We start from the raw sequence: 25720 nt of genomic DNA, 5'->3' as shown, positions 1-25720 counted from the left end.
ACACCCACCACCGGGACCCGCACCGCCGACCCACCCCCAACCCCCCCGGGCCCCCCGGGGCCCCGCCCCCCCCCCCCCCACGGCCGACATCGGTCCGCGCCGGACGAGCCGGGCGGGGATTCTCCGTGGCACTCACACGCACCCGGACGGGTGCGGTCCGCCGTACGTGCTCAGGCGGACGCGAGGACGGGCAGGAGACGCAGGGCGTTCCCGCGGTTGATCTCACCGCGCTCCCGGTCGCCGAGGGCGGGATCCGCGTCCAGGGCGGGAGTTGTCACATCGGCGACCACCTGGGCGGCGGTCGGCGGCCAGTCGGTGCCGTAGAGGATGCGGGAGGAGCCCGCGGCGGCCAGCAGCGTGGGGGTGGCCGACGGGGACATGGGCGCGGCGGTGTCGTAGTAGAAGCGGTGGAGGTAGTCGCGGACGCGGCCGGGATCGACGGCGGGCACGAGCTGGCGCCCGAAGACCTCGATCCGGCTCGCGATGTAGGGGAGGTACCCGCCGCCGTGCGGGAGGATGAACGTGAGCCGGGGGAAACGGTCCAGAGTGCCGTTCATGATCAGGCTCAGTGCGGCGTAGGTCGTGTCCATCAGGAAGTCGCACACGAACGGCGGTACACCCTCGGGGGCGCCGGACGTGTTCACCTGCATGGGGTGCGTGCTGATCACAGCGGCGCGTTCGTCGAGCTCCGCCATGATCGGGTCGAGCTTGGGATCGCCCAGGAACGTGCCGCCCGTGCTGGTGCGCGCGCTGACGCCCACCGCGCCGAGCTGGTCCATCCCATGGGAGACGGACCAGCGGGAGAGTTCGGCGTCGTCGAGGAAGACGGGCGTGAAGAAGGCGAAGCGGCCGGAGTGCCGGACCGTCAGGTCGCCCACGGCATCGAGGGCGACACGCGTGCTCTCCTTGCGCGTCGCCGCGTCCTGGAAGCGTCCCAGCATGGCGACGGTGAGGATGCTGGTGCGCGTGCCGGTCAGGTCCATCAGGTCCAGGGCGGCGGCCTCGTCCCAACGGCTCCACGGCGGCAGGCTGGCGCGGTCCGCGAACCCGTTCTTCTCGGCCCACCGCACCCATTCGGGGGCGGTGTAGTGGTGGTGGACGTCCACCCGTTCGTGCCGGGCGTCGTCGGCGCTCAGCGCGGTGCGCAGGCCTATGTCGCCCGGAGCCTGCGGGTCGGTGGTGTCGGCGGATTGAGGCATGGAAGGGCTCCCTGTGGTGGAACGGTGCGAGGGCCTCGCGGAGCGGGATCAGTGGCTGAGGAGGTCTTGCAGAACGTGCGTCAGCTCGTCCTCGGGGTTCGCGGGAAGGCCGCCGGAGCGCCAGGCGACCATGCCGTCGGGGCGCACGAGCACCGCGCCCTGCGGGGTGACGCCGTGCGTGGCGGCCCAGTCCTCGACACCGGCGGCCAGGGCGGGCGAGGTGTCGAGGTCGAAGTCCGGGCCGGCGCCGGCCCGGTAGGACACCAGGGGCACGCCGATCCTGGCCGCCGCGGCGTGGGCGGCCGACGGCCACGGGCCGTCCGTGACGCCGCAGAGCAGGACGAAGGACTGCTCGTACAGGTCGACGGTCGACTTGGTCTGACCGTTGTGGACGACGGCCATGTGCGGGGCCCGGGTGCCGGGGTCCGCCTGCAGGCGAAGCTCCTGCGGAATGGTCGGCGCGTCGGTGTCGGCGCCGGACACCGCCGTGGAGACGTAGCGGTAGCCGAGGGACACGGTCATCAGGTCCGTGCTCTGGCCCCCGCCCTGCGCGGCGGCGTAGCCGGGGTGCTGCTCGCGTGCCGCCTGCTCGATGGCCCGGGCACTGGTGGCCAGGGCGACCGGGCGCCGTTCCTTCTCGTAGGTGTCCAGCAGCCCCTCACCCGCCCAGCCGCGCAGTACGGCCGTGATCTTCCAGGCGAGGTTGTGCGCGTCCTGGATGCCCGTGTTGGATCCGAAGGCGCCGGTGGGGGGCATCTCGTGGGCCGAGTCCCCGATGAGGAAGACGCGTCCCTGCCGGTAGCGGTCGGCGACCCGGTCCGCCGCGTGCCACGGAGCGCGTCCGGTGACCTCGACGTCCAGGTCCCGTACGCCGGCGGCGGCCCGGATGTGGTCGGCGATGCGCGTGTCGGTGAAGGACTCGAGCGTCTGGCCGCGCTCGGGGAACCACGGGACGTGGAAGACCCACTTCTCCTCGTTGTCGACGGGCAGCAGGACCCCTTCGCCCTCGGTTCCGTTCAGATAGCACACGAGGAACCGCTGGTCCCCCACCACCTGACGCAGGAGCTTGCTGCGGAAGGTGACGCTCACGTTGTGGAACAGGTCGCCGCCACCGCTCTGCCCGATACCCAGCCGCTCGCGCACGGGGCTGCGCGGCCCGTCGGCCGCCAGGAGGTAGGCGGTACGCATCGAGTAGGTCCGGCCGCTCTCCCGCTCGCGCAGTTCGCACGTCACGCCGTCCTGGTCCTCGGTGAAGGAGATCAGCTCCGTACCGAAGCGAACGTCCCCGCCCAGTGCGCGGGCGTGGGTCAGCAGGACCGGCTCCAGGTCGTTCTGGCTGCACGCGCACCGCCGGGTGGAGCACACGTTCGTCTCGGGGGCCTGGCCGGTCAGACGGGCCGAGAGCCATCTGCTGTCACCGCCCGACAGCTTGTCCGTCTGCATGATGCCGTGGTTGCCGGACAGGACGGCCGCGGCCTTCCTGATGTCCGGTTCCAGCCCGGCGGTGCGGAACACCTCCATCGTCCGCATGTTGTTCCCCCGGCCCCGGGGATGTTCGGAAGTGGCGGCCCGGCGCTCGGCGACCATGTGGCTGACGCCCAGCCTCCCCAGGAACACCGACGCGGACAGTCCGACCAGCGAACCGCCCACGATCAATACCGGCACCATTTCGTTGTCGCGCGTTTCCACAGCCCGTTCTCCTCCAGTGGCCCAGCGGTAGTTCGGGCAGCGATACGCATTCATGGCGGCCCTGGATCCGAACCTGACACAGGTGCCCGGGGTCGGCAATCGAGCATTCCCCCGGACGGCACACTCCGCTTTTCCGATTCCCTGCCGTTCCGACGTCACAGGTCCGCGTCAGGGTGAATCGAGTTTTCTCTGTCCGGTAGGCGTCAATGGATTCCACGCTTGAGCCGACCTGTGCCACCGTGGGAAGAGAAGAGGGCCGTCGATGACTCAGATGCAGGAACAGGAGACCGCGGACGAGACAGCCCGGGCGGTGGACGCGGCCTCCCGTGGCTGCCCGGAGTACCGGGCCAACCCGCACCCCCTCTACCGGCACCTGCGGGAGAACGCGCCGGTCTGCCGCATCACCCCGCCCCACGGTGTGCACTCGTACCTGATCACCCGGTTCGAGGACGCGAAGGCCGCCCTTGCCGATCCCCGGATCAGCAAGGACATGTACGCCGCGATCGACGCCTACCGGTCCATCTTCGGCGACTCCTCCATCGCCCTCGACGACAACATGCTGTTCGCCGACCCGCCGAAGCACACGCGGCTGCGCCGGATCGTCAGCCGCGCCTTCGTGCCCCGCCGAATCGAGGCGCTGCGCCCACGGGTCCAGGAGATCACCGACACGCTGCTCGACAACTGCTCCACCCTGCAGCCCGTCGATCTGCTGTCGGCCTTCGCCTTCCCGCTGCCCCTGCAGGTGATCTGCGAGCTCATCGGCGTTCCCGAGGAGGAGCGGCCGGAGGTCCAGCAGTGGTGCAGTGTCGTGGCGCGGACCGGTTTCAGCAAGAAGGACAAGGATCGCCTCGCCGAGGCGGAGAACACCCTCCGGGAGTACTTCGAGGTCCTGATCGCCCGTAAGCGCAAGGACCCCGAGGACGACCTGCTCAGCGTCCTCATCCAGACGAAGGACGAGCAGGAGTCGCTGACCGACGGCGAGTTGCTGTCCACGCTGTGGGTGCTGCTGTTCGCGGGCCACAAGACGACCGCCTACCTCATCGGCAACGCCGTCTACACGCTGCTCACCCACCCCGAGCAGCTCAGGCAGGTGATCGCCTCACCCGACCTCCTCCCGAACGCGATCGAGGAGATCATCCGCTTCGAAGGCTCGGTCGAGAACGCGACCTTCCGCCACGCCCTCGAGGACATCACCATCGCGGGGACGCTCATTCCCAAGGGTTCGCTGGTACAGATCGCGGTCACCTCGGCCAACCGGGACCCCGCCGTGTTCGAGAACCCCGACACCTTCGACATCACCCGGCCGGGCGTACAGAGCAAACACCTGGCCTTCGGTACGGGACCGCACTTCTGCCTCGGTGCACCGCTGGCGAGGATGGAGATGCAGATCGCCCTGACCTCGCTCTTCCGCCGCTTCCCGGATCTCTCCCTGGCGCTGCCGGCGGAGGAGGCCAAGTGGCTCACCGTGCCCTTCCCCGCCTTCCGCGGCCTGACCGAACTCTCCGTCGTCCTGGACCCCTCCAAGATCCTGGACGACTGGGCCTCCGGGATGGTCGACATCGCGTGACCTCACGGGCGCAGCCCGCGGCCCCGGCGAAGTGCGCTGCCGTACGACCGGTGCGCCTCACCGGGGTCCAGACCACCCCCAGCCGGAGCATCCGGGCACCGCGCCCACGGCCGTCCTGCACTCCGCCCCATGGGGATCGTGACCGCGAACGTCGCTGAGGACGTGGCTTCGCAGGGCACTTCAGCGGAGCCTGCGGGCGTCACGGTGGACATCGCCCGCGAGATCTGCCGCCGTCCGGGAGCACCGGTGGAGCTCGTCTGCTTCGATGCCGCGCGAAAGCCGTCCGCCCCATGGCATCGAACCGGGCGGATCTGTGTTTCCTCCCGGTCGAACCGGCACGGGAGGCGGAGGTCGCCTTCACCGCGCCCCACGTGGTGATCTCTGTCTGAGCCGAACTCTTCGGCACGCGGCCGTGGTACGTGGTGAGGAGGGCGTGGATGTCTTCCGGGCGCGGGGCCTGGAGGCCGCGGCAGGGATCCGCCAGCCGATGACGGCGTTCGTCGCGGAACATGCGGACCGGGTCCGGCTGATCGTGGACCGGTTCAAGGAGACCAGGCAGGCCGTCGGGGCTCCGCGGAAGTGCGCACCCGAGACCGTACGTTTCCTGCGCGCAGTGCTCGAGGAACTGAAGCCGGAGGGCTTTGTGGCCGACGCCCTTCGGCGTTCACACCAGTCTTCGACGCGCGTCGCGCCGCCCGCGTAGCGCCGTCGGACAGGTCCGGCCCGGTCGGAGGCGGCGGCCGGCCGCTGGCGGACACGCCTGTGGAACGAGGCGGAACGGAATGGAACGCCCAGGAGGAGACGGGGTCGGACCTCTCCTGGGAGACATGGCGTGGGTATCTCGCGAAGAACGCTACTGACGACGACCGGAGTGGCCGTGGTGGCGGCGGCCATCGACGCGGGCGGTTTTGGTGCGGCCGCCGAGGCCGCGAGTGCGGTCGGCACCGGCAAGGCGGCGGCCGCCTCCGCGGCGGACGTACGGGTGGTGACCACGTGGGACCAGACGGTGCAGCGGGCGAGTTACGCCCAGGGCGCCGGCTACCAGCGGATCGTCGCGGGGCCGGGGGAGCCGCACACCATCCGCACCGACCTCTGGAACCGTTTCGGCCCGCCGACGCTGGCGCTGGCGGCGTTTGCGCAGATGACCGACCTGCACATCGTGGACGACCAGTCGCCGGCCCGCCTGGAGTTCATGGACCGCTACGCCGACGCCGGTGCCCCGCACTACGGCTCGTACCCCACCGATTCGGCCTACCGCGGCCATGAGTTCCTCTCGACCCAGGTCGTCGACGCGATGTGCCAGGCCATCGCCGGGATCGGCAAGGGCCCGCGGAGCAGGAAGCCCCTGCAGTTCACCATCGTCACCGGCGACGCGATCGACAACTGCCAGCACAACGAGAACCGCTGGTACATCGACCTGCTGGACGGCGGCCAGACCATCGTCCCGGACTCCGGACAGATCGGCCTGGACCAGAGCTTCGCCGGCGGCGCCCTGACCGGCGGCGGCACCGCGGACAACCACTACTACTACCCGTCGGTGCCCCCGCAGCAGGTGCCGGGCAACCAGTACACCGGCACGTCAGGGCTCGGATTCCCTTACGTTCCGGGCCTGCTGGACGCGAGCGGAGTGGTGGGCGCGGCCCGTCGTCCGTTCGTCTCCCACGGCCTGGGCATGCCCTGGTACGCGGCGTACGGCAACCACGACGGCCTGTGGCAGGGCAACGAACCCATCGACAACAACCTCGTCGACGTGCGGGGCATGACGGTCGGATCGTCCAAGACCACGGGCACCTCCGCCGACCTGCCCGACAACTACAGCGACCTCGGCACCTTCGGCAAGCTGATGGTCGCCTGGGACCTGGAGGGGACCCGGGTCGCCGCGGACCCCAACCGGCGGCTGCTCACCCGCAAGGCGTTCATCCAGGACCACTTCAACACCGCCGGACTGCCGGTCGGCCACGGCTTCCAGGGCGTCGGGGTCGACAAGGCCTACTACGCCATTCCGTCCGGCTCCGGCGACCTCGTCCGCTACATCACCCTGGACTCCACCAACACCAACACCGACGGGTTCGGCTCCGGTGCCGCGGGCGGGTCGATCGACACCGATCAGCTCAACTGGCTGGAACAGCAGCTCAGGGCCAACAGCTCCCGGTACGTGGACACCGACAACCACATCGTCACGCAGAGCGGTGTGCAGGACAAGATGTACGTCCTGTTCTGCCACCACACGCTCAACACCATGGACAACCTCGACGACGGCATCTTCGGGGGCATCTTCGGGGACCGGCACACCGGCGACGAACTCAAGTCGCTGCTGCTGCGCTACCCGAACGTGATCGCCATGGTCAACGGTCACACCCACGCCAACAAGATCGTCCCCCATCCGGCACCCGCCTCCAGCCCGATATCCGGCGGCTTCTGGGAGATCTCCACCGCATCCCACATCGACTGGCCGATCCAGAGCCGCATCATCGAGATCATGGCGAGCCCGGACGCGCAGAACGCGGGTGAGTTCGGCTCCTCCGCCGGTCCCGCCACCCTCTCGATCTTCACCACCATGGTCGATCCCGCCGCACCCCTCTCCTTCGGCGGCGACACCAGCACCCCCGCGCAACTCGCCTCCCTGGCACGGGAGCTGGCCACCAACGACCCCCAGGAGGTGAGCCACGGCATCACCAACCGCATGGGCGTCGACCAGGACCGCAACACCCAACTCCTGCTGCCGGCCCCCTTCCCGCTGCACGCGCCGCTCCCGTTCGGCTCCCCGATCGCCACGGCCCGCAACAAGGACGGGCGGCTGGAGCTGTTCGGCACGGACGCACAGGGCGATCTGTGGACCACCAGCCAGCAGACCGTCGGCGGCACCCTCCAGCCCTGGACGAAGCTCGCGACCGGTCCGGGGTGGCGCTGCGTCACTGCCGGCACCCACCAGGACGGCCGGGTCGAGGTGTTCGCCATCGACCAGAACGGCTTCGTGAACCGTCGCGCGCAGACCGGCGTGGGCAGCGCCACCTACACGGCGGCCCAGTCGTTCGACTCCGCCTTCACCTCGGTGAGCGCCGCCCAGGACCAGTGGGGCGGCATGCAGGTCTACGCGACCCGCAACGACAACACCATCCGCCACCGCTGGCAGGACTTCCTCAACGACGACACCCCCTCCAACGGCTGGTTCACGCCCTGGACCCAGCTCGGCGGCACCGCGATCCAGCTCGCCGTCGAGACCGGCTCCGACGGACGCGCCGTGCTGGTCGCGATCAAGGAGGACGGCCTCCTCATCCAGCGCAGGATGAACGTCGCCAACGCGCAGACGGAGAGCGAATGGGGCGGGGTGTTCCCGGTCGACGGCATCCTCGACTCCATCGACATGGCCCGCAACCTCGACGGTCGCCTGGCGATCTTCGGCACCAATCCCGACGGGATGCTCTGGCGCCGCTTCGAGACCGCCCCCGCCGCCGGCACCTGGCAGTCCTGGGCCCGGATCTCCACCCAGTACGGCGGCACCACGCTGCGGATGCGTCACGTCGCCGCCGAGCGCAACGGGGCCGGGAAGATCGAGCTGTTCGCCGTCGACGACACGGGCACGCTCTACCACTGCGCGCAGACCGACCCCAGCAGCACCGGCTGGTCGGCCTGGGAGTCCTGCCAGTTCCAGCTGCGTGCCACGCACAGCATCATCGGCCTGTGACCGGCCCGGCGACACCTGAACCGTCCCGCTCGTCCGCCTGAACGCGGGTGGCGGCGCCGCCCAGCGGCAGGGCCGCCACCCGCGCGGGTTACCGCGAAGGAATCGACATGGCAATCTCCCGACGCAGGATCCTGACCGCCGCCGGTGTGGCCGTGGTGGCCGCGGCCATCGACGTCGGCGGTCTGCGCGCCGTCGCCCGTGCCGTATCGCCGCCCCTGGGCACCGGCACCGCGTTCGGCCTCACCACCCTGGACCAGACCGTGCAGGTCGGCCCCGATCTGGGCCTGGGATACCACGGCGTGGTCAGCGGGCCCGGCGAACCGCACATCGTCCGGAACGACTTCACCCTCACCACCTCGCCGCAGGTCACCCGGTCCCTGATCGCCTTCGCCCAGATGTCCGACCTGCACATCGTCGACGACCAGTCGCCGCTGCGGGTCGAGTGCCTGGACCGGCTCGCGGACTACGGACCTCCGCACTACAACTCGTACCCGACCGAATCGGCCTACCGAGCACATGAGTTCCTCTCGACGCAGACGACCGACGCGATGTGCCGCGCCGTCCGGCAGGTCCTGCGCGGCCCGCGAACGAGCGCGCCGCTGGCCTTCACCGTGGTCACGGGCGACGCAGTCGACAACTGCCAGTACAACGAGTCGCGTTGGTACATCGATCTGCTCGACGGCAATACGGTGCGCCCGGACTCCGGTGACCTCACCAAGGACGAGAGCATGTCCGGCGGCCAGTTCGGGACGGAGACCCACTACTGGCATCCCGAAGCACGGCAGACTCCGCCCGACAACAACGCCCAGCACGGCTTTCCCGTCGTGAGCGGCCTGCTGAACGCCGCCCGCAGACCGTTCACGGCGACCGGGCTGGGCATGCCCTGGTACGCCGCCTACGGCAACCACGACGCGCTCGTCCAGGGCAACGTCCCGATCGACTTCCTCCCCTTCGACCCGCTCAAGAGCGTCGCCACCGGCTCCACCAAACTCACGGAGGTCGAAGGCGTCCCGGACGTGTTCGACAACACCGCGACGTACTATCTGGACCTGCTGGAGGATGTACTGACGGGCGAGTTCACCCTCCGGACCGCGCACGTGACGCCGGACCCGTCCCGGCGGCTGCTCGCCCGGAGCGATTTCATCGCGGAGCACTTCAACACCACCGGTGTCCCGCGCGGTCACGGCTTCACCTCCGGCAGCGACAGGGGCTACTACGCGATTCCCTCGGGGACCGGCGACGTACTCCAGTTCCTGGTGCTGGACACGACCAACACCAGCGGCGGTGCCGACGGCGCCATCGACACGGACCAGTGGAACTGGCTGAACGCCCAGCTCAAGGCGAACAGTTCACGCTACGAACTCGACGACTCCGACGGCACCAGGGCCAGGACGGTGGTCACCCAGCCCGGCGTGACCGACAAACTCATCGTCATCTGCTGCCATCACACGCTCGACTCCATGGACAACACGGACAGCGGTTCTCCCTACGGCGGCACGGAACTCCGCGAGCTGCTGCTGCGCTTCCCGAACGTGATCCTCATGGTCGACGGCCACACCCACACCAACAACATCTCGGCCCACAAGACCTCCTGGCCGTCCGCCCTCGGCAACGGCTTCTGGGAGGTGAACACGGCGTCGCACATCGACTGGCCCATCCAGAGCCGGATCTTCGAGATCGCCGAGGGCGGCGGCCTCCTGTCGATCTTCACGACCATGGTGGACTCCGACGCACCGCTGTCGTGCAACGGGGACACCAGCACCCCCGCCGCGCTGGCCTCGCTGGGACGCGAGCTGGCGGCCAACGACCTCCAGGCGGTGGCGGCCGGCATCGGCAAGCGCCGTGGAACGGCCGACGCCCGCAACACACAGCTGCTCCTTCCCGCTCCCTTCTCCCTGCCCGCCGGCCGCGGTACCCCGCTTCCGAGCGCGGGCTGGCCGGTGGTTCAGCAGGGGGCGGGCGGTGAGCGGGTCAGGACCGCGCAGCACCTGCTCAACGCCCGGGGAGCCGCGCTGAGCGTGGACGGCGCATTCGGACCCTCCACCGGCAGCGCGGTGCGGTCCTTCCAGTCCAGCCGCGGTCTGCCCGCCGACGGGATCATCGGCGCCGCGACCTGGCGGGCCCTGGCCGTCGCCGTGCAGCAGGGCGGCAGCGGGCCCGCGGTGACCGCGTTGCAGCGCCAGCTCAACGCCCACGGGGCCGCGCTGAGCGTGGACGGCGCCTTCGGTCCGTCCACGGGGAGCGCGGTGCAGGCCTTCCAGTCCGCCCACGGCCTGCCGGCGGACGGGGTCGTCGCGTCCACGACCTGGCAGACGCTGACCGCACTGTGACGCGGACCGCCCGCGGACTGCCGGCCGGCCGGGTACGTGCGCCACCACCGTCGGGCCCGAGGGATTCTCCATCCGGTCCTGGACGTACGTCACGTCGGCCAGTAGGAGCACCGTGAGCCGGTGTGCACGGTATGGCCGAGGTGCTCGCCGATCAACGGATCAGCATCCGTGATCCGTTGCAGCGCGCGGCGGATCGCCTTGCCCACGGCGATCCGCGCACGTTCGTCGCTCCGCGGCTGCAGGCCGGCCACCTCGGAACGCGGCCCTGTCAGGCGACGCCGGTACTCGTCCACCGCCACCCGGTCCGGCGCCGGCTGCTGCGCCAGGGCACTTCTCCCGGCGGCACCGTCGAGCAGGGACAGCCCCGCCACCAGGTCGACGGCCCGGATCTCCTGACGCGGGTTGGCGACGAGCACCGCGAGATGGAACATGCCGATGCTGTGCTCGACGAGCAGACTCCTCCGGCCCAGACCGATGCGCCACTTCCGGCCCTGGCGGACACATGTCGCCTCCGCCTGCGGCGGCTCTTTGTCCGGATCGCCGGGCCGCCCGGCGTCCCGCAGCGCCGCGTCCTCCTCCGCGGCGGCGGCCAGCTCGCGCCGGGCGGCGGTGTCGTCGTCCGGCAGGGCCCGGCGGGTGAGGGCCTGCGCGAGCATCTGCCGGGAGGCCGTGACCGCGGGCCAGTGCGCCAGCGCGAGGTTGTGCCGCACGGCCGCCCGGAAGTGCTCGACGGCCCTGTCCGGATCTCCCGTGGTCAACGAAGCGACCCCGAGAGCGTGCTGCACCGAGCCGAGACAGGTGACGGCGAGGCTGCCCATCATGGGCAGGTGACCGAACGGGCTCAGCAGGTCGTACGCGCGCGCCGCCGCCTCCCCGTCGTCGAGCAGGTACGCGGCCTGCACGATGCCGTTCATGGTGACCAGCCAGGTGCTCGAACGCGGCAGACCGGCAAGGTCGCGGCCGCACAGCGTGGCCAGCGCGCCGACCGCCGTGCGCCGGTCCCCGGCCACCGCCGCCACCACCGCGAGTGCGGCCAGGGCATGGTTGTCCACCGGGCTGAGCTCGGGGGAGTGCACCAGACCCCCGAGGAGCGGCAGCAGTTCGTGGACGCGCCCCTGATACCACCGGATGGTGAGCAGTTGCCCCTCCAGCCAGACCGTGGCGTCGACGTCACCTGCGGCCGCCCCGCGCTCGGCACACGCACGTGCCAGTGTCTCGGCCTGGTCGAGGCGGCCCGCCCGGATGGCGAGCATCACCTCGATCGCGCTCACCACGAAACCGACCGCGAGGTGATCCCGCTCGGCCAGCAGGTCCCGCAATTCGGCCAGGCGGCGCTCGGCGTGCGGATCGCCGTCGAGGAACAGGTCCACCGTCTGCCAGAGGAGGCCCATCAGCAGGTCGCTGCGGCGTGCGGTGCGGAAGCTCTCCGCGACGAGATCGACCGACAGCCTTCGGCGTAAGACCCCGTGGTCCGGGCCCAGCACGCAGTGATGAGCGAGGCTGAGGGCCTCGGCCCGCGCCACCGGGTCGGCCGACAGTCTGACCTCGTCGAGCAGGGCGAGTACCGCTGCGTGCTCACCGGCCCGGTAGTCGGTCTCCCCGGCGAGCCTGACCCGCAGCCGCAGGGCGAGCGGGGAGTCCGGGGCGAGGAGCGACAACGCGTGACGCAGCCGTGACCGCAGCAGCGCGGAACCCGCGACAGTGCGGTGTTCGTGGACCCAGAGACCGCCGAAGCCGACCGCCGCGACGGCCATCGCCTCGGCGTCACCGGTGGATTCGGCGATCCGGTAGGCCGTGTCGAACCGCTGCCGGCCGGTCCGCAGGTCACCCTCGACGACGAGGGCGCGGGTGGCTGCCGCGAGCAGCCTCTCAGGGCTGCTCGCCGGTTCGGGGCCGAGTCCCGTCGCGCCCGGACCGTCCTTGGCCGGTGCGTCCATCCCCGTCATGGCTCCACTTCGCTCCCCGCCCGGCCGCGCCGCGCCGCGCCGCGCCAGATTCTGCCTCATCAGCCACCGCACGTTCCTGAGCGGGAGGGTAAATCGTCGGGACGGAGGTGGGGGCGACGGGAACCGGCCCCATCACCCGCACCCGCAGCAGCTCAATACACTCCCACGATGGACAACATACGGTGCACCCAGTGCGGTGCGGTGGGGCTGGAGCCGGGCTTCGTCGAGGACTCCGGACAGGGGTCTCCCGGATTCGCGCGGTGGATCGCGGGCCCCCTTCGGCGAGGCCCGCTCGGCGGCGCCAGAAGGATGGGCCGACCACGCCGGCAGATCGATGCCTGTCGTTGCCCCACCTGCGCACACCTGGAGCTGTTCGCCGCCCAGCGGGACTGACGGCCCCTGCGGAGAGCGTGGGTCGCAACTCCTCGTCCAGCGACCGCTGTTGACGGGCCACCCCGTCCGACACCCGCACCGGTGGGGTGTGCCGCCGGGCAACCGGCACCTCTGGGCTCTTCGCCACGCCCGCATCCACCACTGAGAAACACCGGCGTTGCCCCGTCAGAAGCACGTGGCCCTCGGAGCGGATCCGCTCCGAGCACGCCCATGCCGAGCAAGCGCGGTGGCGGCCCCTCCAGCGATGCATCGGACGGTCGGGGACCGGGCCGGCGATCGCTCGGTCGTGCACCACGCCGTGGTCGTCATTCGGGCCAGTACGAGCACCGCACCCCGGTGTGCACCGCGTGCCGCAGGTGTTCACCGATGACCGGATCGGCCGCCGAGATCCGGTCCAGCGCCCGGCGGACGGCCTTGCTCACCGCGACCCGGGAGCGCTCCTCGCCCTCGGTGAAGCGGCGGGCGCGTCCCCCCAGGCCCGTGGCACCCGCCAACTGGTTCATCAGCCAGTCGTGTTCGGCCTGGGCCGCGGCGGCGCGCTCCTGGTCGTCGGCCGCCTTGAGTTCATCCAGTTCGGTACGCAGCCGAGCCAGACGGTTGCGGTACTCCTGCGTCGCCACCCGGTCCAGTACCGGCTGCCCGGACAGGGCCGTGTGCTCGGCGGTCCCGTTGAGCGCGGCCGGCCCCGCCACGAGGTCGACGGCCCGGATCTCCTGGCGCGGGTTGGCCATCAGGACCACCAGATGGAGCATCCCCACGCTGTGCTGCACCAGGACGCTGCGCCCGCCGAAGTCGATCCGCCATTTGCGGCCCACCCGGGTACAGAACGCCTCGGGCCGCCGGCGCCCGTCCTCGCCTCGCGGACCCGCGCCCTCACGCCCGTCGATCCCCGACGGTGCCGGCGCGGCCTCCTCGGCGGTCACCGCGAACTCCTCGCGGACGGCGTCGGCCTCGGCCTGCCGGCCGGCCCGGTCGAGCGTCTTTGCGAGCCGGTCCCGGGAGGCCGTCGCCGCGGGCCAGTGCGCGAGGGCGAGATTCTGCCGTACGGCGTCCCGCAGATGGGTCACGGCCCGGTCGACGTCTCCCATGGTCAACGCGGCGACGCCGAGCGCGTGGTGGGCCGATCCGAAGCAGGCGATGGCGAGACTGCCCACCATCGGCAGGTGCCCGTACGGACTCAGCAACTCGTAGACCCGCGCCGCCGTGTGGGCGTCGTCGAGGAGGTAGGCGGCCTCCGCGACACCGTGCATCGTCACCATCCAACTGCTCGACCTCGGCAGGTCGCCGAGGTCACGGCCGCACAGCGTGGCCAGCGCGCTGACCGCCTTCCGCCGGTCCCCGGCCGTCACCGCGGCCACCGCCAGTGCCGCCTGGGCGTGATCGTCCACGGCGCTCAACGTGGGGGAGTTGACCACCTCGCTGAGCAGCGGCACCAGTTCGACCACCCGGCCCTGGTACCAGCGGATGGTCACCAGCTGCGCGGCATGCCACACCGTGGTGTTGACATCTCCGGAGGCCGCCCCGCGCTCGGCACACGCACGTGCCAGTGTCTCGGCGTGGTCGAGGCGGCCGGCGCGGACCGCGAGCATGACCTCCATCGCGCTCACGACGAAGCCCACCGCGAGATGGTCCCGCTCGGCGAGCAGGCCGCGCAGTTCCGCGAGGCAGCGTTCCGCGTGCGGGTCACCCTCCAGGAACATGTCGACGGTCTGCCACAGCAGGCCCATCAGCAGATCGCTGCGGCGGGAGGTACGGAAGCTCTCCGCGACCAGTTCGGCGGCCAGTTCCCGGCGAAGCGCGCCGTGCTCCGGCCCGAGCAGACAGTGATGGGTCAGGCTCAGGGCCTCCGCACGCGCCATCGGGTTCGGCCGCGACCTCGCCTGCTTGAGCAGTGTCAGTACCGCCGTGTTGTCGCTGCTGCGGTAGTCGCCCTCCCCGGCCAGCCGGATCCGCAGCCGCAGCGCCAGGGAGGACCGCGGATCCAGCAGCTCCAGGGCCCGGCGTAGCTGCGATTCCAGGAGTACCGAGCCGGCGACCGTGCGGTGCTCGTGCACCCACAGGCCGCCGAAGCCGAGTGCGGCCACCGCCATGGCCCGTTCATCGCCCATCGACTCGGCGATCCGGTAGGCGCGTTCGAAGCGGTCACGGCCGGTGCGCAGATCACCGTCGTCGACGACGGCGACGGTGCCCTCGGCGAGCAGGGTCTGAAGTTCACTGGAGCGCGGGACGTCCGGCCCGGCCGGACCGCGCGCGTCCCGCACGGGCGCATCCACGTTGTTCACGGCTGTGCTTCTCTCCCGGGTGCACTCGACAACGCCAGGTGGAAGCCGGCCGGACCGCCGTGTCGGTCGTGATCGGTGGCCTTGCCACAGGCGGAGGACGACGGCGAGTGAGCCTAGCGCAGGGAGCCTGGTGGGGAACAGTCACAAGTTGTACGGGATGTGGACATCATGTGGGACCTGGGCTGGGGCGTTCAGGATCCCGGTGAGGCAGCCACTTCACTCCCTCCTGCTCCGTACTCCCTGCTCCTGCGCACACGCCCCGCCGCATCCCGTCCCACCGCCTGACGTCCAGTGGTCAGAGCGGCCCCCACGTGGTGGCGTGTTCGAGGAGCCGACGTCGGACGAGTCCGACGGCGGGCTCGGCGGGCTCGGAGCGGGTCACGAGGTAGAGGGTGTTGAGCGGCGGCACCTCGGTGCGGTGCAGCTGCTCCAAGGAGCCCGAGTTGAGCGCCGGTTCGGCCAGATAACGGGGAAGGACCGAGATCCCCGCGTCGGCGATCACGGCCGTGAGGACGGCCCGCAGATCGGGCACCAGGACGGACACGGGGTTGGGCGGCCGGCGGCGGAACTCGCTTCGCCAGTACCGGCGGATGATGGGCAGTTCCGCCGCGTAGGCCACCAGCGGCAGATGCGCGAGGGCTGCGACGGGATCCCCGGCGAGCCGCCGCGGGTCGACGGAGCGGGCCGCGGTCGGCGTGCCCACGAGGAGGAACTCCTCGTCCACATAGGGCGCCGCGGTCAGACCGCGCAGCTTCGCCGACGGCCGGACGGAGGACATCACCAGGTCAAGGCCGCCCTCGGCGAGGGAGACGAGCAGCGGCTCGGAGAGGCCGAGGGTGAAGTGCAGGACCAGGCCGTGGCGGCTGAGCGGGGCGAGCGCGGGCAGCAGGCGGGCCTGCGTGAACTCGCCCGGCGCGCCGAGTCGTACGGTGCCTTGGAAGGCCTGTTCGCCGGCGTCCTCGGCCAGTGCCTGGCGCAGGCCGTCCAGGTGGGGTCCGATCCGGCGGGCGAGCTCGTGCGCCCGGGTGGTGGGACGGGCGCCGTGACGTGACCGGGTGAACAGGCTGTCGTCCAGTTGCTCTTCGAGCCGGGCGAGTTGTCCGCTGACGGCGGGCTGCGAGACGCCCAGTGCACCGGCGGCGGCGGTCAGCGAGCCGCGGCGGTAGATCTCCAGGAAGGTCGTCAGCAGATCGAGGTCGGTCACGCAACCCACGATACATAAGCAATCTTATGGGCAGGGCGTGATCGCAGAGCGGATCTGATGGAGGCTGGACGGCGTCACCGACCGAGGGGCGTACAGCGAGCCACGTCCCCCTTTGAGAAGAGGTCTGTTTCCCATGGCGAAGATCCTGATGGTCATCTCGGCTTCCGACACCCTGATCCTGGCCGACGGCACCGCCCACTCCACGGGCTACTGGGCCGAGGAGGTCGCCGCCTCGCACCGCGTACTGGTCGAGGCCGGTCACCAGGTCGACATCGCCACGCCCGGCGGTGTCCGGCCGACGGTCGACCCGATCTCCCTGGACGAGCGCGGTGGCGTGGATCCGGCCGCCGGCGAAGCCTTCCGGGCGTATCTGGAGTCCATCGACGCTGAACTGGCAGCTCCGCTCGACCTGGCGGCCGTCCACGGCATCGACTACGACGCCCTCTTCCTGCCCGGCGGTCACGCCCCGATGGCCGACCTCGCCGCCAGCGCCGAGCTCGGCGCCCTGCTCACCGAGGCCGACGGCCGTGGCGGAACCATTGCCGCCCTGTGCCACGGTGTGGCCGCCCTGCTCAGCGCGGAGCGCGCGGACGGCACCTTCGTCTTCGCGGGCCGCACCCTCACCGGTTTCACCGACCAGGAGGAGCGCCAGGGCGGCCTCGGCGACGCGGTGCCGTGGCTGGTGGAGAGCCGGCTCGCGGAGCGTGGCGCGCTCGTGGAGACCGGCTCCCCCTGGTCGGACACCGTGGTCGTCGACGGCAACCTGATCACGGGCCAGAACCCGCAGTCCAGCGTCAGCGCGGCCAGGCAGGTCCTCACCGCCCTCAAGGACGCCCGACGGACGACGGCCTGACGGCCCGTCGGGCGGCGGGCCGCCGGTCCGGGGACGGTGCGGGCCTCGGCCGGCAAGGTTCAGTGCCTGGGGGCCGAGCGGGGCAGGCGGATCGCCGAGACGAGGAAGAAGATCCCGCCGAGCGTGGCGTAACCGGCGAGGGCGGTCAGCGAGGGGTCGTCCTGGCCGGCGCTTCGGATGAAGCTCGCGCCGGCGAGGACGGAGATGCCGCCGCTGAGGATCATGGCCCACTGGCCGCCCATGGGGCGGCGTGCGACGCCCACGAGCAGCTGGATGAGGCCGGAGACGACCGCCCACGCGCCCCAGACGCGGAGCACGTCGGCGACGCCCGAGGTGCCGGCGACCGTCACGCCGATGGCGGCGAGCACGCTGACGGCCATGTTCGCGTACAGACCCTTGACCGGTGCGGAGGCGCGAGCCGACCTGGCATCGACGACGGCCGCGGCCACGTCGAAGGCGGGGTAGAGGAACAGCAGCACCTTGGCCCCGGTGGTGAGCTCGGAGCCGGCCACCAGCAGGAGCGCGGCCCAGGCGGCGGCGAAGGCGAAGCGGACGACGTACAGCCGACGCAGGGCGGGTGCGGCACCGATGCGCTCGGCGGGGGTGGTGGATGCCATGGGGTACTCCAATGACCGTGAGGTAGAGAGAACGTTCTCTCTTAGTCGCAGCCTGGCACGCCTCGCCCAGGAAAGCAAGAGAGAGCGTTCTACCCCGTACACTGGTGACATGACACAGACGGAAGCCGGGACAGGTACCGGCCGGCGGGTTTCCGAGGCCCGGGAACGGCTCTTGAAGACCGCCGGGCAGCTCTTCTACGCGGAGGGCATCCACACCGTGGGCGTCGACCGCCTGGTCGCCGAGTCGAAGGTCACCAACGCCACCTTCTACCGCCACTTCCGCAGCAAGGAAGACCTGGCCGTCGCCTACATCGAAGGCGTCGACCAGGCGATCCGCTCCCAGATCGACTCCCTGATGGCGGCGGACGTGCCCACCGAAGGCATCCTCCGGGGCATCGGCGCGTCCCTGGTCGAGCAGATCCGCTCGCCCGGTTACCGCGGCTGCGCCTTCCTCAACGCGGCAGCGGAATTCCCCGATCCCGGCCACCCGGTCCACCGTGCCGTCGTGCAGCACCGCGCCTGGTTCCTGCGGACGATCACCGGACTGTTCGCCGAGATCGCCACTGCGGAGGCCGAGCACGCCGGCCGGCACTTCGTCATGCTCCGGGACGGTGCGATGAGCGCGGGTTACCTCGGCGACCCCGTCCTTGCCGGCGAGACCTTGCTGCGTGGCATCGAGGGACTGCTGCGGATCCACGCCGCCCGTGGCCTCGACGAGCGCACCGGCTCCGCACCCGGCCCGGCCTCCTCGGCGGCCACGACGGTCTCCGACATCGACTGCTCGCCGCCCGGCGCGTAACCGCGACCGGGGCGACGCCAGGCGGTCACCGCGCGTCGCAGGTCAACCTGCGGTGGGCCGCGGGCTGTTGGTGAGGGCGCGGAGGGTGAACTCGAAGCGGTCGTGTCCGGTGCCGGAGATCGGCTCGACCGCGTGACGTCGAGTCTGCGGGAACTTCTCGGCAGGCGGTGCCGTGAAGCGTTCCAGTAGTTCCTCGTGGCTGAGCACCCCTTCCTGATCCTGGCTCGGGCGCCGTTGCTGCGAGCAGGATCGCCAGGATCCGGGGGTACTTCAGGTACAGGTCGCGGATCTGTGTGTACACCCCGAACAGTGATCCGCTCGACGGTGACCGGCTTCTTGCGCGGTGCCGGCGCGGTGACCCCGCTCCGGGTTGGCCTGCGGCACCGTTCCGGCGCGCCCGCATGATCGGCTTCGCCCTGTCCTGATCAGTGGCCTCTGGGGAGGGGCCGGGGGAAAAGGGGGAGCGTGCACATGCGCACCGCTTCACAGCAGCCGGCTCAAGCATGCCCGCAGTGCGGGGCCGGGACGCGCGGGAAGGGTCCGGCGCGCCCTGGCCCGACGGCATGGTGGGAGGCTGCTCGCCGAGGTGAAGGACGGGCGGATCCTGCAGGGCGTCGAGGAGCGGTGACGTGTTCTGGCGCCGCGGTACGGGCCTGATGGGGATCACGTCACGATATGCGGTGGTCCGGGCATACCACGCGGCCGCCACGGGGGACCGTTGACCTCGTCCGTCGGCCGTCTCAGTGGGCGAGACGGGTGTTTGACATTAGGCGATCTTATGGCGGATAAAGTACTTGCTTTGGCCACGTGATGACGTTCCGTGGTGATCCAGCCCTGCTAGCCGAATGAGTACCGCCGTGTCCGACTCCTCCGCCTCCCCGGCTCCCGTCGATCCGCAGGAGGACTGGGACGCCTGGTGTGCCGGGCGCCGGCGCGCGCTCACCTCGCCGACCGGCAATCTCGCCCTCGTCGAGACCCGCTGGCTCCCGGCCGGCGAACAGGCCGACGCCGACGCGGCCCGTGCCGGACAGGCCGCCACTGTGACGGTCACCACGCTGAGCCGCAGCGATCTCGTCACCGGCGAGCCCGAGCACGGCCTGCGCTTCTGGGACGCGGAGGCACCCGCGATCCGCCACTTCGAGGGCGTCGACACCTTCCCGTACGACCCCGCCTGGGTCCTGGAGGCCGCCTACACGCCCGTCGCGGGCGCCCGCCGGATCGCCTTCGAGCACATCCGCGACAACGGTGGCAGCCGCGACCTCGTCGTCCCCGGCGACATCACGCTCACCGTGGACGGCCGCGCGTACACCCTCAGCGCCTTCGACGACGACGGCACCCTGCTGCTCGTCTTCGGCGACCCGACCAACGGGGACACCACCTACGGCGCCGGCCGCTTCCTGTTCGTCGAGCGCACCGCCGACGACGGCCGGGTCGTCCTCGACTTCAACCGGGCCTTCGTGCCGCCCTGCGGCTTCTCCGATCAGTACAACTGTCCGATGCCGCCGCGGCAGAACCGTTTCCACCTGCCCGTAGAGGCCGGTGAGAAGCGCCCCGTCTTCCGCGAGGGCTTCCCCGCACAGCACTGATCGCCCGACGCCCCCCTCCCCGTACCGCAGCACGAAAGCGCACGCACGCCATGAGACTGAACAAGCCCGCCCTGTACGCCGCCGCGACCACCGCCGGCCTCGCCCTCGTCCTCACCGCCTGCGGCGGTTCCGCGACCAGCGCCTCCGGTGGCACCTGGGACAAGAACGCCACCGTCAACATCGGCTCCCTGTACGAGCCGCAGAACCTCGACAACACCGCGGGCGGCGGCCAGGGCGTCACCGAGGCGCTCAACGGCAACGTGTACGAAGGACTCTTCCGCCTCACCGACGACGGCAAGGTCGACAAGCTCCTCGCGAAGGACTACAAGGCCAGCGCCGACGGCCTCACCTACACCTTCACCCTGCGCAGCGGCGTGAAGTTCCACAGCGGGAAGGAACTCACCAGCGCCGACGTCAAGTACAGCCTGGAGAAGGTCCTCGCGGACGACTCGCAGTCCGCCCGCAAGAGCAACCTCGAGGTCGTCAAGGACATCGCCACCCCCGACGCGCACACCGTCAAGGTCACGCTGTCCCAGCGGTCGATCTCCTTCGTCTACAACCTCTCCTACGTCTGGATCATCAACTCCCAGGCGAAGGACCTGAAGACCACCGAGGACGGCACCGGCCCGTACAAGCTGGGCAAGTGGACGCGCGGCTCGGCGCTGAGCCTGAACCGGTTCGCCGGCTACTGGGGCGGCGCGGCGGCCAACAAGCAGGTCGTCTTCCACTACTTCAAGGACGCCACCGCCCTCAACAACGCCCTGCTGACCAACGCCGTCGACGTGGTCACCAGTGAGCAGTCGCCGGACGCCCTGGACCAGTTCAAGAGCAACCAGAACTACAAGGTCAACGACGGCAACTCCACCACCAAGCTGCTGCTGGCCTTCAACGACAAGGCCAAGCCGTTCACCGACGTCAAGGTGCGCCAGGCCGTCTCCGCCGCCATCGACGACAAGAAGCTCCTGGAGTCGGTCTGGGGCGGCTACGGCAAGCTCATCGGCTCGATGGTGCCGCCCACCGACCCCTGGTACGAGGACCTCACCAAGGTCAACGCCTACGACGTCACCAAGGCCAGGAAGCTGCTCGCCGAGGCCGGTTACGCCAAGGGCTTCTCCTTCACCCTCGACACCCCCAACTACGACCCGCACCCCACGGCCGCGACCTTCATCAAGGCGCAGCTGGCCAAGGTCGGCGTCACCGTCAAGATCAACACGATCACGCCCGACGAGTGGTACACCAAGGTCTACAAGAACCACGACTTCACGGCGACACTCCAGGAGCACGTCAACGACCGTGACCTGGTCTGGTACGGCAACCCCGACTTCTACTGGGGCTACGACAACAAGCAGGTCACCCAGTGGGTCGCGCAGGCCGAGGAGGCCACCACGACCGCGCAGCAGACCGAACTGCTGAAGAAGGTCAACCGGCAGACCGCCGAGGACGCGGCCAGTGACTGGCTCTACCTCTACCCGCAGATCGTGGTCGCGAACACGAGTCTGTCGGGCTACCCGCTCAACGGCCTGAACTCGCAGTTCTACGCCTTCGACATCAAGAAGAAGGACTGATGGGGCGCTACCTCCTCAGACGCCTCGCCTTCCTGGCGGTGTCGCTGGTGCTGGCGAGCGTGGTCCTGTTCGTACTGCTGCGCCTGCTGCCCGGCGACCCCGCCAACGCGCTCACCTCGGTGGGCGCCAGCCCGGAGCAGATCGCCGCGGCCCGCCACTCCATCGGCTCCGACCGGCCGCTGCCCGCGCAGTTCACCCACTGGCTCGGGCAGCTGGCGAGCGGCGACCTCGGCACCTCCTTCGTCAGCTCGCTGCCGGTCGGTCCCGAGGTGACCGCCCGCCTGAACGTCACCGTCCCGCTCACCCTGGCCGCGTTCGCGCTGGCCGTCCTCGTCGCCGTACCCGTCGGCTTCGTCGCCGCCCACAAGCGGCACACCTGGTACGGCGCCCTGCTCAGCGGGATCTCCCAGCTGGGCATGGCGGTCCCGGTGTTCTGGCTCGGCATGATCCTCATCGCGGTGTTCGCACTGAACGCGGGCTGGCTGCCGTCGGGAGGCTTCCCGCAGGACGGCTGGGCGGCGCCCGCCGACGCCGTCCGCTCACTCGTCCTGCCGGTGGTCACCATCGCCCTGGTGATGAGCGCCTCGCTGATCCGCTACGTCCGCTCGGCCACCCTCGACGTCCTCGGCAGCGACCACCTGCGCACGGCCCGTGCCCTCGGCGCGTCCTTCCCGGCCGCCATGTGGCGGCACGGGCTGCGCAACGCCTCCGTGCCGGTGATCTCCGTTCTCGGCATCGAACTCGCCTCGACCCTGCTCGGCGCCGTCGTCGTGGAGTCCGTCTACGCTCTGCCCGGACTCGGCTCCCTGCTCGCCACCGGCATCGCCCAGCACGACTACCCGGTGATCCAGGGCGTCCTGTTCGTCTCCACCCTCGCCGTCCTGCTCATCGGGTTCGTCGCCGACCTCGTCCAGCGGATCATCGACCCGCGACTGCGCGGCCGGCTGTCGGGAGGAGCCCGATGACCACGACCGACGTCCTGGACAAGGCCCCGGTCACCGCACCCGCCCGCGGGCGCCGCCGCTCGGCGACCCTGCTCGCCGGGTGCACCCTCACCGCACTGATCGCGCTGCTCGCCCTGGTCTCGCTGGTCTGGCTGCCGTACGCCACCGACGACACCTCCGGCGGGCGGCTCGCCGGTCCCGGCGGCGGGCACCTGCTCGGCACCGACAAGCTGGGCCGGGACCTGTTCACCCAGCTGATGACGGGCTCCCGGATCGCCGTCGAGGCCGGACTCGGGTCCGTGCTGATCGCCGCGCTGATCGGCGTCACCCTCGGGGTGCTCGCCGCGTTCGCCCAGGGGTGGCTCGACGACACCCTCGCCGCGTTCCTCGACATCCTGATCGCCTTCCCGACGCTGCTCCTCGCGATGCTCGTGGTCGCCGCCCGCTCGGCGACCCTCGGCTCCGCCGTCCTCGCCATCGGCCTGGCCCAGAGCGCGGTCGTCGCCCGCCTGGTACGGATCCTGGTCAAACGGGTCCTCACGCAGGACTACATCACGGCCGCCCGCACCTCGGGCACCTCCTGGCCGCGCACCGTCACCGGGCACGTCCTGCCCAACATCTGGCCCACCCTCGTGGTCAACCTCGCCCTCCAGTTCGGCCTCGCCGTGCTGGCCGAGGCCGGGCTGTCCTACCTCGGCCTCGGCGCGCCGCCGCCCAACGCCTCCTGGGGCCGCATGCTCCAGGAAGCCCAGGCCACCTTCACGACCGCCCCGGCCGGAGCGCTCGCCCCCGGCATCCTGCTGGTCCTGCTCGTCGTCGGCGTCAACCTGATCGCCGACGGGCTGCGCGACACCCTCGACCCGGCGACCCGACGGAGGCGGTCATGACCCTCCTCGACGTAGACGGTCTGACCGTACGCACCGCCGACGGACGCACCCTGGTCGACGACCTGTCCTTCCGGCTGGCCGCGGGCGAACGCCTCGGCCTGATCGGCGAGTCCGGCTCCGGCAAGTCCCTGACCACCCTCGCGCTGCTGGGCCTGCTGCCCGACGGGATGCGCGCGGACGGCAGCGTGAGGCTGGCCGGCACCCAGGTCGTCGCCGCCACCGAGAGGCAGCTCACGGCCGTACGCGGACGCCGGGCGGCCGTCGTCTTCCAGGAACCGCTCACCGCCCTCGATCCGCTGATGCGGGTGGGCCGCCAGATCGCCGGACCCCTCGGCCGCCGTACCGGCCTCAGGGGCAGGCAGTTGCGGGCCGCCGTGGGGGAGGCCCTGGACCGGGTCCGGCTGCCCGAACCCGAGCGGATCGCCCGCGCCTTCCCGCACGAGATCTCCGGCGGCCAGCGCCAGCGCGTCGCCCTCGCCATGGCCCTCGCGTGCGAGCCGGAGCTGCTCATCGCCGACGAGCCCACCACCGCTCTCGACGTGTCGGTGCAGGCCGAGATGCTCGACCTGCTGGACACCCTCGTGCGTGAGCGGGGGATGGCCCTGCTGTTCGTCAGCCACGACCTCGCCGTCGTCGCCAAGATCGCCGACCGCGCCCTCGTCCTCAAGGACGGCCGGGCCGTCGAGGAGGGCCCCGTCCTGGACGTCATCGGCGCGCCCGCCGCCGAGTACACCCGGACACTCGTGGCCGGTGCCCGCAAGCTGGAGGCCGCCCTGGACCTGAGGAGCGCCCGATGAGGCCCGTACTCGAACTCGACGACGTCGCCGTCCGCTACCGGGGCGCCGCCGCCGACACCGTGCAGGGCGTGTCCCTGGCCGTCGAACCGGGACAGTCGCTCGCGCTGGTCGGCGAGTCCGGCGCCGGAAAGACCACCCTGCTGCGCCTCCTGCTGGGCCTCGCCCGCCCCACGAGCGGTACGGTCCGCTTCGACGGCGAGCCTCTCGCGCCGCGCGACCGGCGACAGCTGCGCCGGTTCCGGCGGGGTGTCCAGTGCGTCTTCCAGGACCCGTACTCCTCACTGGACCCGCGCCGCCGGGTGGCCGCCGTCGTCGCCGAACCGCTGCGCTCCCTCGGCCTGGACAGCCGTACGACCGCCGCGCCCAAGGTGGCCGCCGCGCTGGAACGGGTCGGCCTGCCCGCCGACGCGGCCGACCGTTACCCGCACGAGTTCTCCGGCGGACAGCGTCAGCGCATCGCCATCGCCCGCGCCATCGTCTGCGACCCGCGGGTGCTGCTCGCCGACGAACCGGTGAGCGCGCTCGACCTCACGACCCGGGTGAAGGTCGTGGACCTGCTCGCCGAGCTGAAGCAGGAAAGCGATCTCACCCTCGTCATGGTCAGCCACGACCTGTCGGTCGTCGCCTCACTGTGCGAGCGCACGGCGGTGCTGGAGCGTGGCCGGCTGGTCGAACAAGGAACCACCGGGCGGGTGCTGGGCGCACCGGAGCACCCTTACACCCGGCGGCTGATCGACAGCGTGCCCCGGCTGCCCGTCTGAGCCGGACGGACGGCGGCCGGAGACCATCGGGCTCGTACGGTCGAGGGTGAGGGCTGGCCCTGATCCGACCCGTCGGATCGAGGAGTTCCCCAAGCCGGTGATCGTCGCGGTCAACGGCCTCGCCCACGGTGGTGGTTGCGAGATCGCCGAGACGGCCCCGCCGGCGATCGGCGCCGAGCAGGCGACTTCGCCGAGCCCGAGATCTCCCTCGGCTGTCCGCCCCCGTGCGGCGGCTCGCGGCATCTGCCGTCACACGCCGGCCGCAAGCGTGGGCTGGAGATGATCCCGACCGGTGACCCGATCCCGGCCGCCCGAGCCGCCGAACCGGCCCTGGGCAACGCCGTCGTACCGGCGCACGAACCACTGGACGCCGTACGTGCGCCGGCCGCACGGATGGGCCGGCGCACGTCGACAGCCGTAGCGGCCTGCCCGGCGCGCGGTCACCCGCGGCGACAACCTGCCCATCGGTGAGGGCCTGGCACGCCTGCGGGCCCGCCGGGGCGGTGTCGTCGGCGGCTCGCGCGGCGGCCGCCCGTTCCAGCAGGGACCAGCCGTCGGCCTCCACCGGTCGTCTTTCCTCCGGCTGCCACCCGTCGGCCAGCGCCACGTCGAGCAG

At 71.1% G+C, this 25720-nt stretch carries 21 protein-coding genes; 14 read left to right on the top strand and 7 right to left on the bottom strand.

The annotated features are described in order from the left end of the window. Positions 1 to 170: 170 nt before the first annotated feature. Both ACFXI4_RS06490 and ACFXI4_RS06485 read right to left on the bottom strand, forming a co-directional pair. The gene (locus tag ACFXI4_RS06490) at positions 171 to 1199 is read right to left on the bottom strand and encodes an amidohydrolase family protein (protein ID WP_384988637.1); all 1029 of its coding nucleotides are present in this window, start codon (positions 1197 to 1199) and stop codon (positions 171 to 173) included. Positions 1200 to 1247: 48 nt separating this feature from the next. Further along, positions 1248 to 2867 (bottom strand): FAD-dependent oxidoreductase, encoded by a 1620-nt coding sequence (locus ACFXI4_RS06485; RefSeq protein ID WP_384988645.1) that lies wholly within the window; start codon positions 2865 to 2867, stop codon positions 1248 to 1250. A gap of 283 nt (positions 2868 to 3150) precedes the next feature. Here ACFXI4_RS06485 and ACFXI4_RS06480 point away from each other — a divergent pair, with 283 nt between their 5' ends. The 4 genes from ACFXI4_RS06480 to ACFXI4_RS06465 all read left to right on the top strand — a co-directional run bounded on the left by ACFXI4_RS06480 (position 3151) and on the right by ACFXI4_RS06465 (position 10470). Further along, positions 3151 to 4455 (top strand): cytochrome P450, encoded by a 1305-nt coding sequence (locus tag ACFXI4_RS06480; protein WP_384988635.1) that lies wholly within the window; start codon positions 3151 to 3153, stop codon positions 4453 to 4455. A gap of 433 nt (positions 4456 to 4888) precedes the next feature. Then, positions 4889 to 5158, top strand: coding sequence for a hypothetical protein (locus ACFXI4_RS06475; RefSeq protein WP_384988633.1), 270 nt, complete (start codon positions 4889 to 4891; stop codon positions 5156 to 5158). A 129-nt stretch (positions 5159 to 5287) separates the two neighbouring features. Further along, the gene (locus ACFXI4_RS06470; protein WP_384988632.1) at positions 5288 to 8140 is read left to right on the top strand and encodes a TIGR03767 family metallophosphoesterase; all 2853 of its coding nucleotides are present in this window, start codon (positions 5288 to 5290) and stop codon (positions 8138 to 8140) included. A gap of 107 nt (positions 8141 to 8247) precedes the next feature. After that, a complete protein-coding gene (locus ACFXI4_RS06465) occupies positions 8248 to 10470 on the top strand; it encodes a TIGR03767 family metallophosphoesterase (RefSeq protein ID WP_384988630.1) in 2223 nt (740 codons plus the stop codon). Between the two features lie 89 nt (positions 10471 to 10559). Here the strand turns inward: ACFXI4_RS06465 and ACFXI4_RS06460 are convergent, their stop codons facing one another. Beyond that, complete coding sequence (locus ACFXI4_RS06460; protein ID WP_384988628.1) at positions 10560 to 12416, bottom strand: hypothetical protein; 1857 nt, start codon at positions 12414 to 12416, stop codon at positions 10560 to 10562. Between the two features lie 168 nt (positions 12417 to 12584). Here ACFXI4_RS06460 and ACFXI4_RS06455 point away from each other — a divergent pair, with 168 nt between their 5' ends. Continuing rightward, the gene (locus ACFXI4_RS06455; RefSeq protein ID WP_384988626.1) at positions 12585 to 12809 is read left to right on the top strand and encodes a hypothetical protein; all 225 of its coding nucleotides are present in this window, start codon (positions 12585 to 12587) and stop codon (positions 12807 to 12809) included. Positions 12810 to 13114: 305 nt separating this feature from the next. Here ACFXI4_RS06455 and ACFXI4_RS06450 read toward each other — a convergent pair whose 3' ends face one another. Together ACFXI4_RS06450 and ACFXI4_RS06445 are read right to left on the bottom strand one after the other, a co-directional pair. Further along, the gene (locus ACFXI4_RS06450) at positions 13115 to 15091 is read right to left on the bottom strand and encodes a hypothetical protein (protein WP_384988624.1); all 1977 of its coding nucleotides are present in this window, start codon (positions 15089 to 15091) and stop codon (positions 13115 to 13117) included. Between the two features lie 295 nt (positions 15092 to 15386). After that, the gene (locus ACFXI4_RS06445; protein ID WP_384988622.1) at positions 15387 to 16295 is read right to left on the bottom strand and encodes a LysR family transcriptional regulator; all 909 of its coding nucleotides are present in this window, start codon (positions 16293 to 16295) and stop codon (positions 15387 to 15389) included. Positions 16296 to 16428: 133 nt separating this feature from the next. On the opposite strand from ACFXI4_RS06445, the gene ACFXI4_RS06440 reads away from it, so the two are divergent. Then, on the top strand, positions 16429 to 17148 hold the full coding sequence (locus tag ACFXI4_RS06440) for a type 1 glutamine amidotransferase domain-containing protein (protein ID WP_384988620.1): 720 nt from the start codon (positions 16429 to 16431) through the stop codon (positions 17146 to 17148). A 59-nt stretch (positions 17149 to 17207) separates the two neighbouring features. On the opposite strand, the gene ACFXI4_RS06435 is transcribed toward ACFXI4_RS06440, so the two are convergent. Continuing rightward, the gene (locus ACFXI4_RS06435) at positions 17208 to 17765 is read right to left on the bottom strand and encodes a hypothetical protein (RefSeq protein ID WP_384988618.1); all 558 of its coding nucleotides are present in this window, start codon (positions 17763 to 17765) and stop codon (positions 17208 to 17210) included. A 109-nt stretch (positions 17766 to 17874) separates the two neighbouring features. Here ACFXI4_RS06435 and ACFXI4_RS06430 point away from each other — a divergent pair, with 109 nt between their 5' ends. Next, positions 17875 to 18564, top strand: coding sequence for a TetR/AcrR family transcriptional regulator (locus ACFXI4_RS06430; protein ID WP_384988616.1), 690 nt, complete (start codon positions 17875 to 17877; stop codon positions 18562 to 18564). A gap of 42 nt (positions 18565 to 18606) precedes the next feature. On the opposite strand, the gene ACFXI4_RS06425 is transcribed toward ACFXI4_RS06430, so the two are convergent. Continuing rightward, entirely contained in the window at positions 18607 to 18771 is a 165-nt protein-coding gene (locus ACFXI4_RS06425) for a hypothetical protein (protein ID WP_384988614.1), read from the bottom strand. 638 nt (positions 18772 to 19409) lie between these two features. Between ACFXI4_RS06425 and ACFXI4_RS06420 the strand changes: the two genes are divergently transcribed. From ACFXI4_RS06420 to ACFXI4_RS06390, 7 genes are all read left to right on the top strand, one after another. Next, on the top strand, positions 19410 to 20150 hold the full coding sequence (locus ACFXI4_RS06420) for a DUF1684 domain-containing protein (protein WP_384988613.1): 741 nt from the start codon (positions 19410 to 19412) through the stop codon (positions 20148 to 20150). A gap of 50 nt (positions 20151 to 20200) precedes the next feature. Continuing rightward, the gene (locus ACFXI4_RS06415) at positions 20201 to 21715 is read left to right on the top strand and encodes an ABC transporter substrate-binding protein (RefSeq protein ID WP_384988611.1); all 1515 of its coding nucleotides are present in this window, start codon (positions 20201 to 20203) and stop codon (positions 21713 to 21715) included. Then, positions 21715 to 22680 carry an ABC transporter permease gene (locus ACFXI4_RS06410; protein WP_384988609.1) on the top strand — a complete coding sequence of 322 codons (966 nt, stop codon included), beginning with the start codon at positions 21715 to 21717 and terminating at the stop codon, positions 22678 to 22680. Before ACFXI4_RS06415 ends, ACFXI4_RS06410 begins: the two co-directional genes overlap by 1 nt. Beyond that, positions 22677 to 23546 (top strand): ABC transporter permease, encoded by an 870-nt coding sequence (locus tag ACFXI4_RS06405; protein ID WP_384988607.1) that lies wholly within the window; start codon positions 22677 to 22679, stop codon positions 23544 to 23546. Before ACFXI4_RS06410 ends, ACFXI4_RS06405 begins: the two co-directional genes overlap by 4 nt. After that, complete coding sequence (locus ACFXI4_RS06400) at positions 23543 to 24343, top strand: ATP-binding cassette domain-containing protein (protein WP_384988605.1); 801 nt, start codon at positions 23543 to 23545, stop codon at positions 24341 to 24343. The genes ACFXI4_RS06405 and ACFXI4_RS06400 overlap by 4 nt, the downstream gene beginning before the upstream one ends. Then, on the top strand, positions 24340 to 25104 hold the full coding sequence (locus ACFXI4_RS06395) for an ABC transporter ATP-binding protein (protein WP_384988603.1): 765 nt from the start codon (positions 24340 to 24342) through the stop codon (positions 25102 to 25104). Before ACFXI4_RS06400 ends, ACFXI4_RS06395 begins: the two co-directional genes overlap by 4 nt. Before the next feature lie 135 nt (positions 25105 to 25239). After that, positions 25240 to 25575 (top strand): enoyl-CoA hydratase-related protein, encoded by a 336-nt coding sequence (locus tag ACFXI4_RS06390; protein WP_384988601.1) that lies wholly within the window; start codon positions 25240 to 25242, stop codon positions 25573 to 25575. Positions 25576 to 25720: the final 145 nt, after the last annotated feature.

This window comes from Streptomyces sp. NPDC059224 (assembly GCF_042754285.1).
GTDB lineage: Bacteria > Actinomycetota > Actinomycetes > Streptomycetales > Streptomycetaceae > Streptomyces.
The sequence above is the reverse complement of the archived record's forward strand: the minus strand, read 5'-3'. Positions and strand labels throughout refer to the sequence as shown.

Coding starts and splice junctions, on each gene's coding strand:
- ACFXI4_RS06490 (WP_384988637.1), bottom strand. CDS start 1,199: ATGCCTCAATCCGCCGACACCACCGACCCGCAGGCTCCGGGCGACATA.
- ACFXI4_RS06485 (WP_384988645.1), bottom strand. CDS start 2,867: ATGGTGCCGGTATTGATCGTGGGCGGTTCGCTGGTCGGACTGTCCGCG.
- ACFXI4_RS06480 (WP_384988635.1), top strand. CDS start 3,151: ATGACTCAGATGCAGGAACAGGAGACCGCGGACGAGACAGCCCGGGCG.
- ACFXI4_RS06465 (WP_384988630.1), top strand. CDS start 8,248: ATGGCAATCTCCCGACGCAGGATCCTGACCGCCGCCGGTGTGGCCGTG.
- ACFXI4_RS06460 (WP_384988628.1), bottom strand. CDS start 12,416: ATGACGGGGATGGACGCACCGGCCAAGGACGGTCCGGGCGCGACGGGA.
- ACFXI4_RS06455 (WP_384988626.1), top strand. CDS start 12,585: ATGGACAACATACGGTGCACCCAGTGCGGTGCGGTGGGGCTGGAGCCG.
- ACFXI4_RS06440 (WP_384988620.1), top strand. CDS start 16,429: ATGGCGAAGATCCTGATGGTCATCTCGGCTTCCGACACCCTGATCCTG.
- ACFXI4_RS06435 (WP_384988618.1), bottom strand. CDS start 17,765: ATGGCATCCACCACCCCCGCCGAGCGCATCGGTGCCGCACCCGCCCTG.
- ACFXI4_RS06430 (WP_384988616.1), top strand. CDS start 17,875: ATGACACAGACGGAAGCCGGGACAGGTACCGGCCGGCGGGTTTCCGAG.
- ACFXI4_RS06420 (WP_384988613.1), top strand. CDS start 19,410: ATGAGTACCGCCGTGTCCGACTCCTCCGCCTCCCCGGCTCCCGTCGAT.
- ACFXI4_RS06415 (WP_384988611.1), top strand. CDS start 20,201: ATGAGACTGAACAAGCCCGCCCTGTACGCCGCCGCGACCACCGCCGGC.
- ACFXI4_RS06410 (WP_384988609.1), top strand. CDS start 21,715: ATGGGGCGCTACCTCCTCAGACGCCTCGCCTTCCTGGCGGTGTCGCTG.
- ACFXI4_RS06405 (WP_384988607.1), top strand. CDS start 22,677: ATGACCACGACCGACGTCCTGGACAAGGCCCCGGTCACCGCACCCGCC.
- ACFXI4_RS06400 (WP_384988605.1), top strand. CDS start 23,543: ATGACCCTCCTCGACGTAGACGGTCTGACCGTACGCACCGCCGACGGA.
- ACFXI4_RS06395 (WP_384988603.1), top strand. CDS start 24,340: ATGAGGCCCGTACTCGAACTCGACGACGTCGCCGTCCGCTACCGGGGC.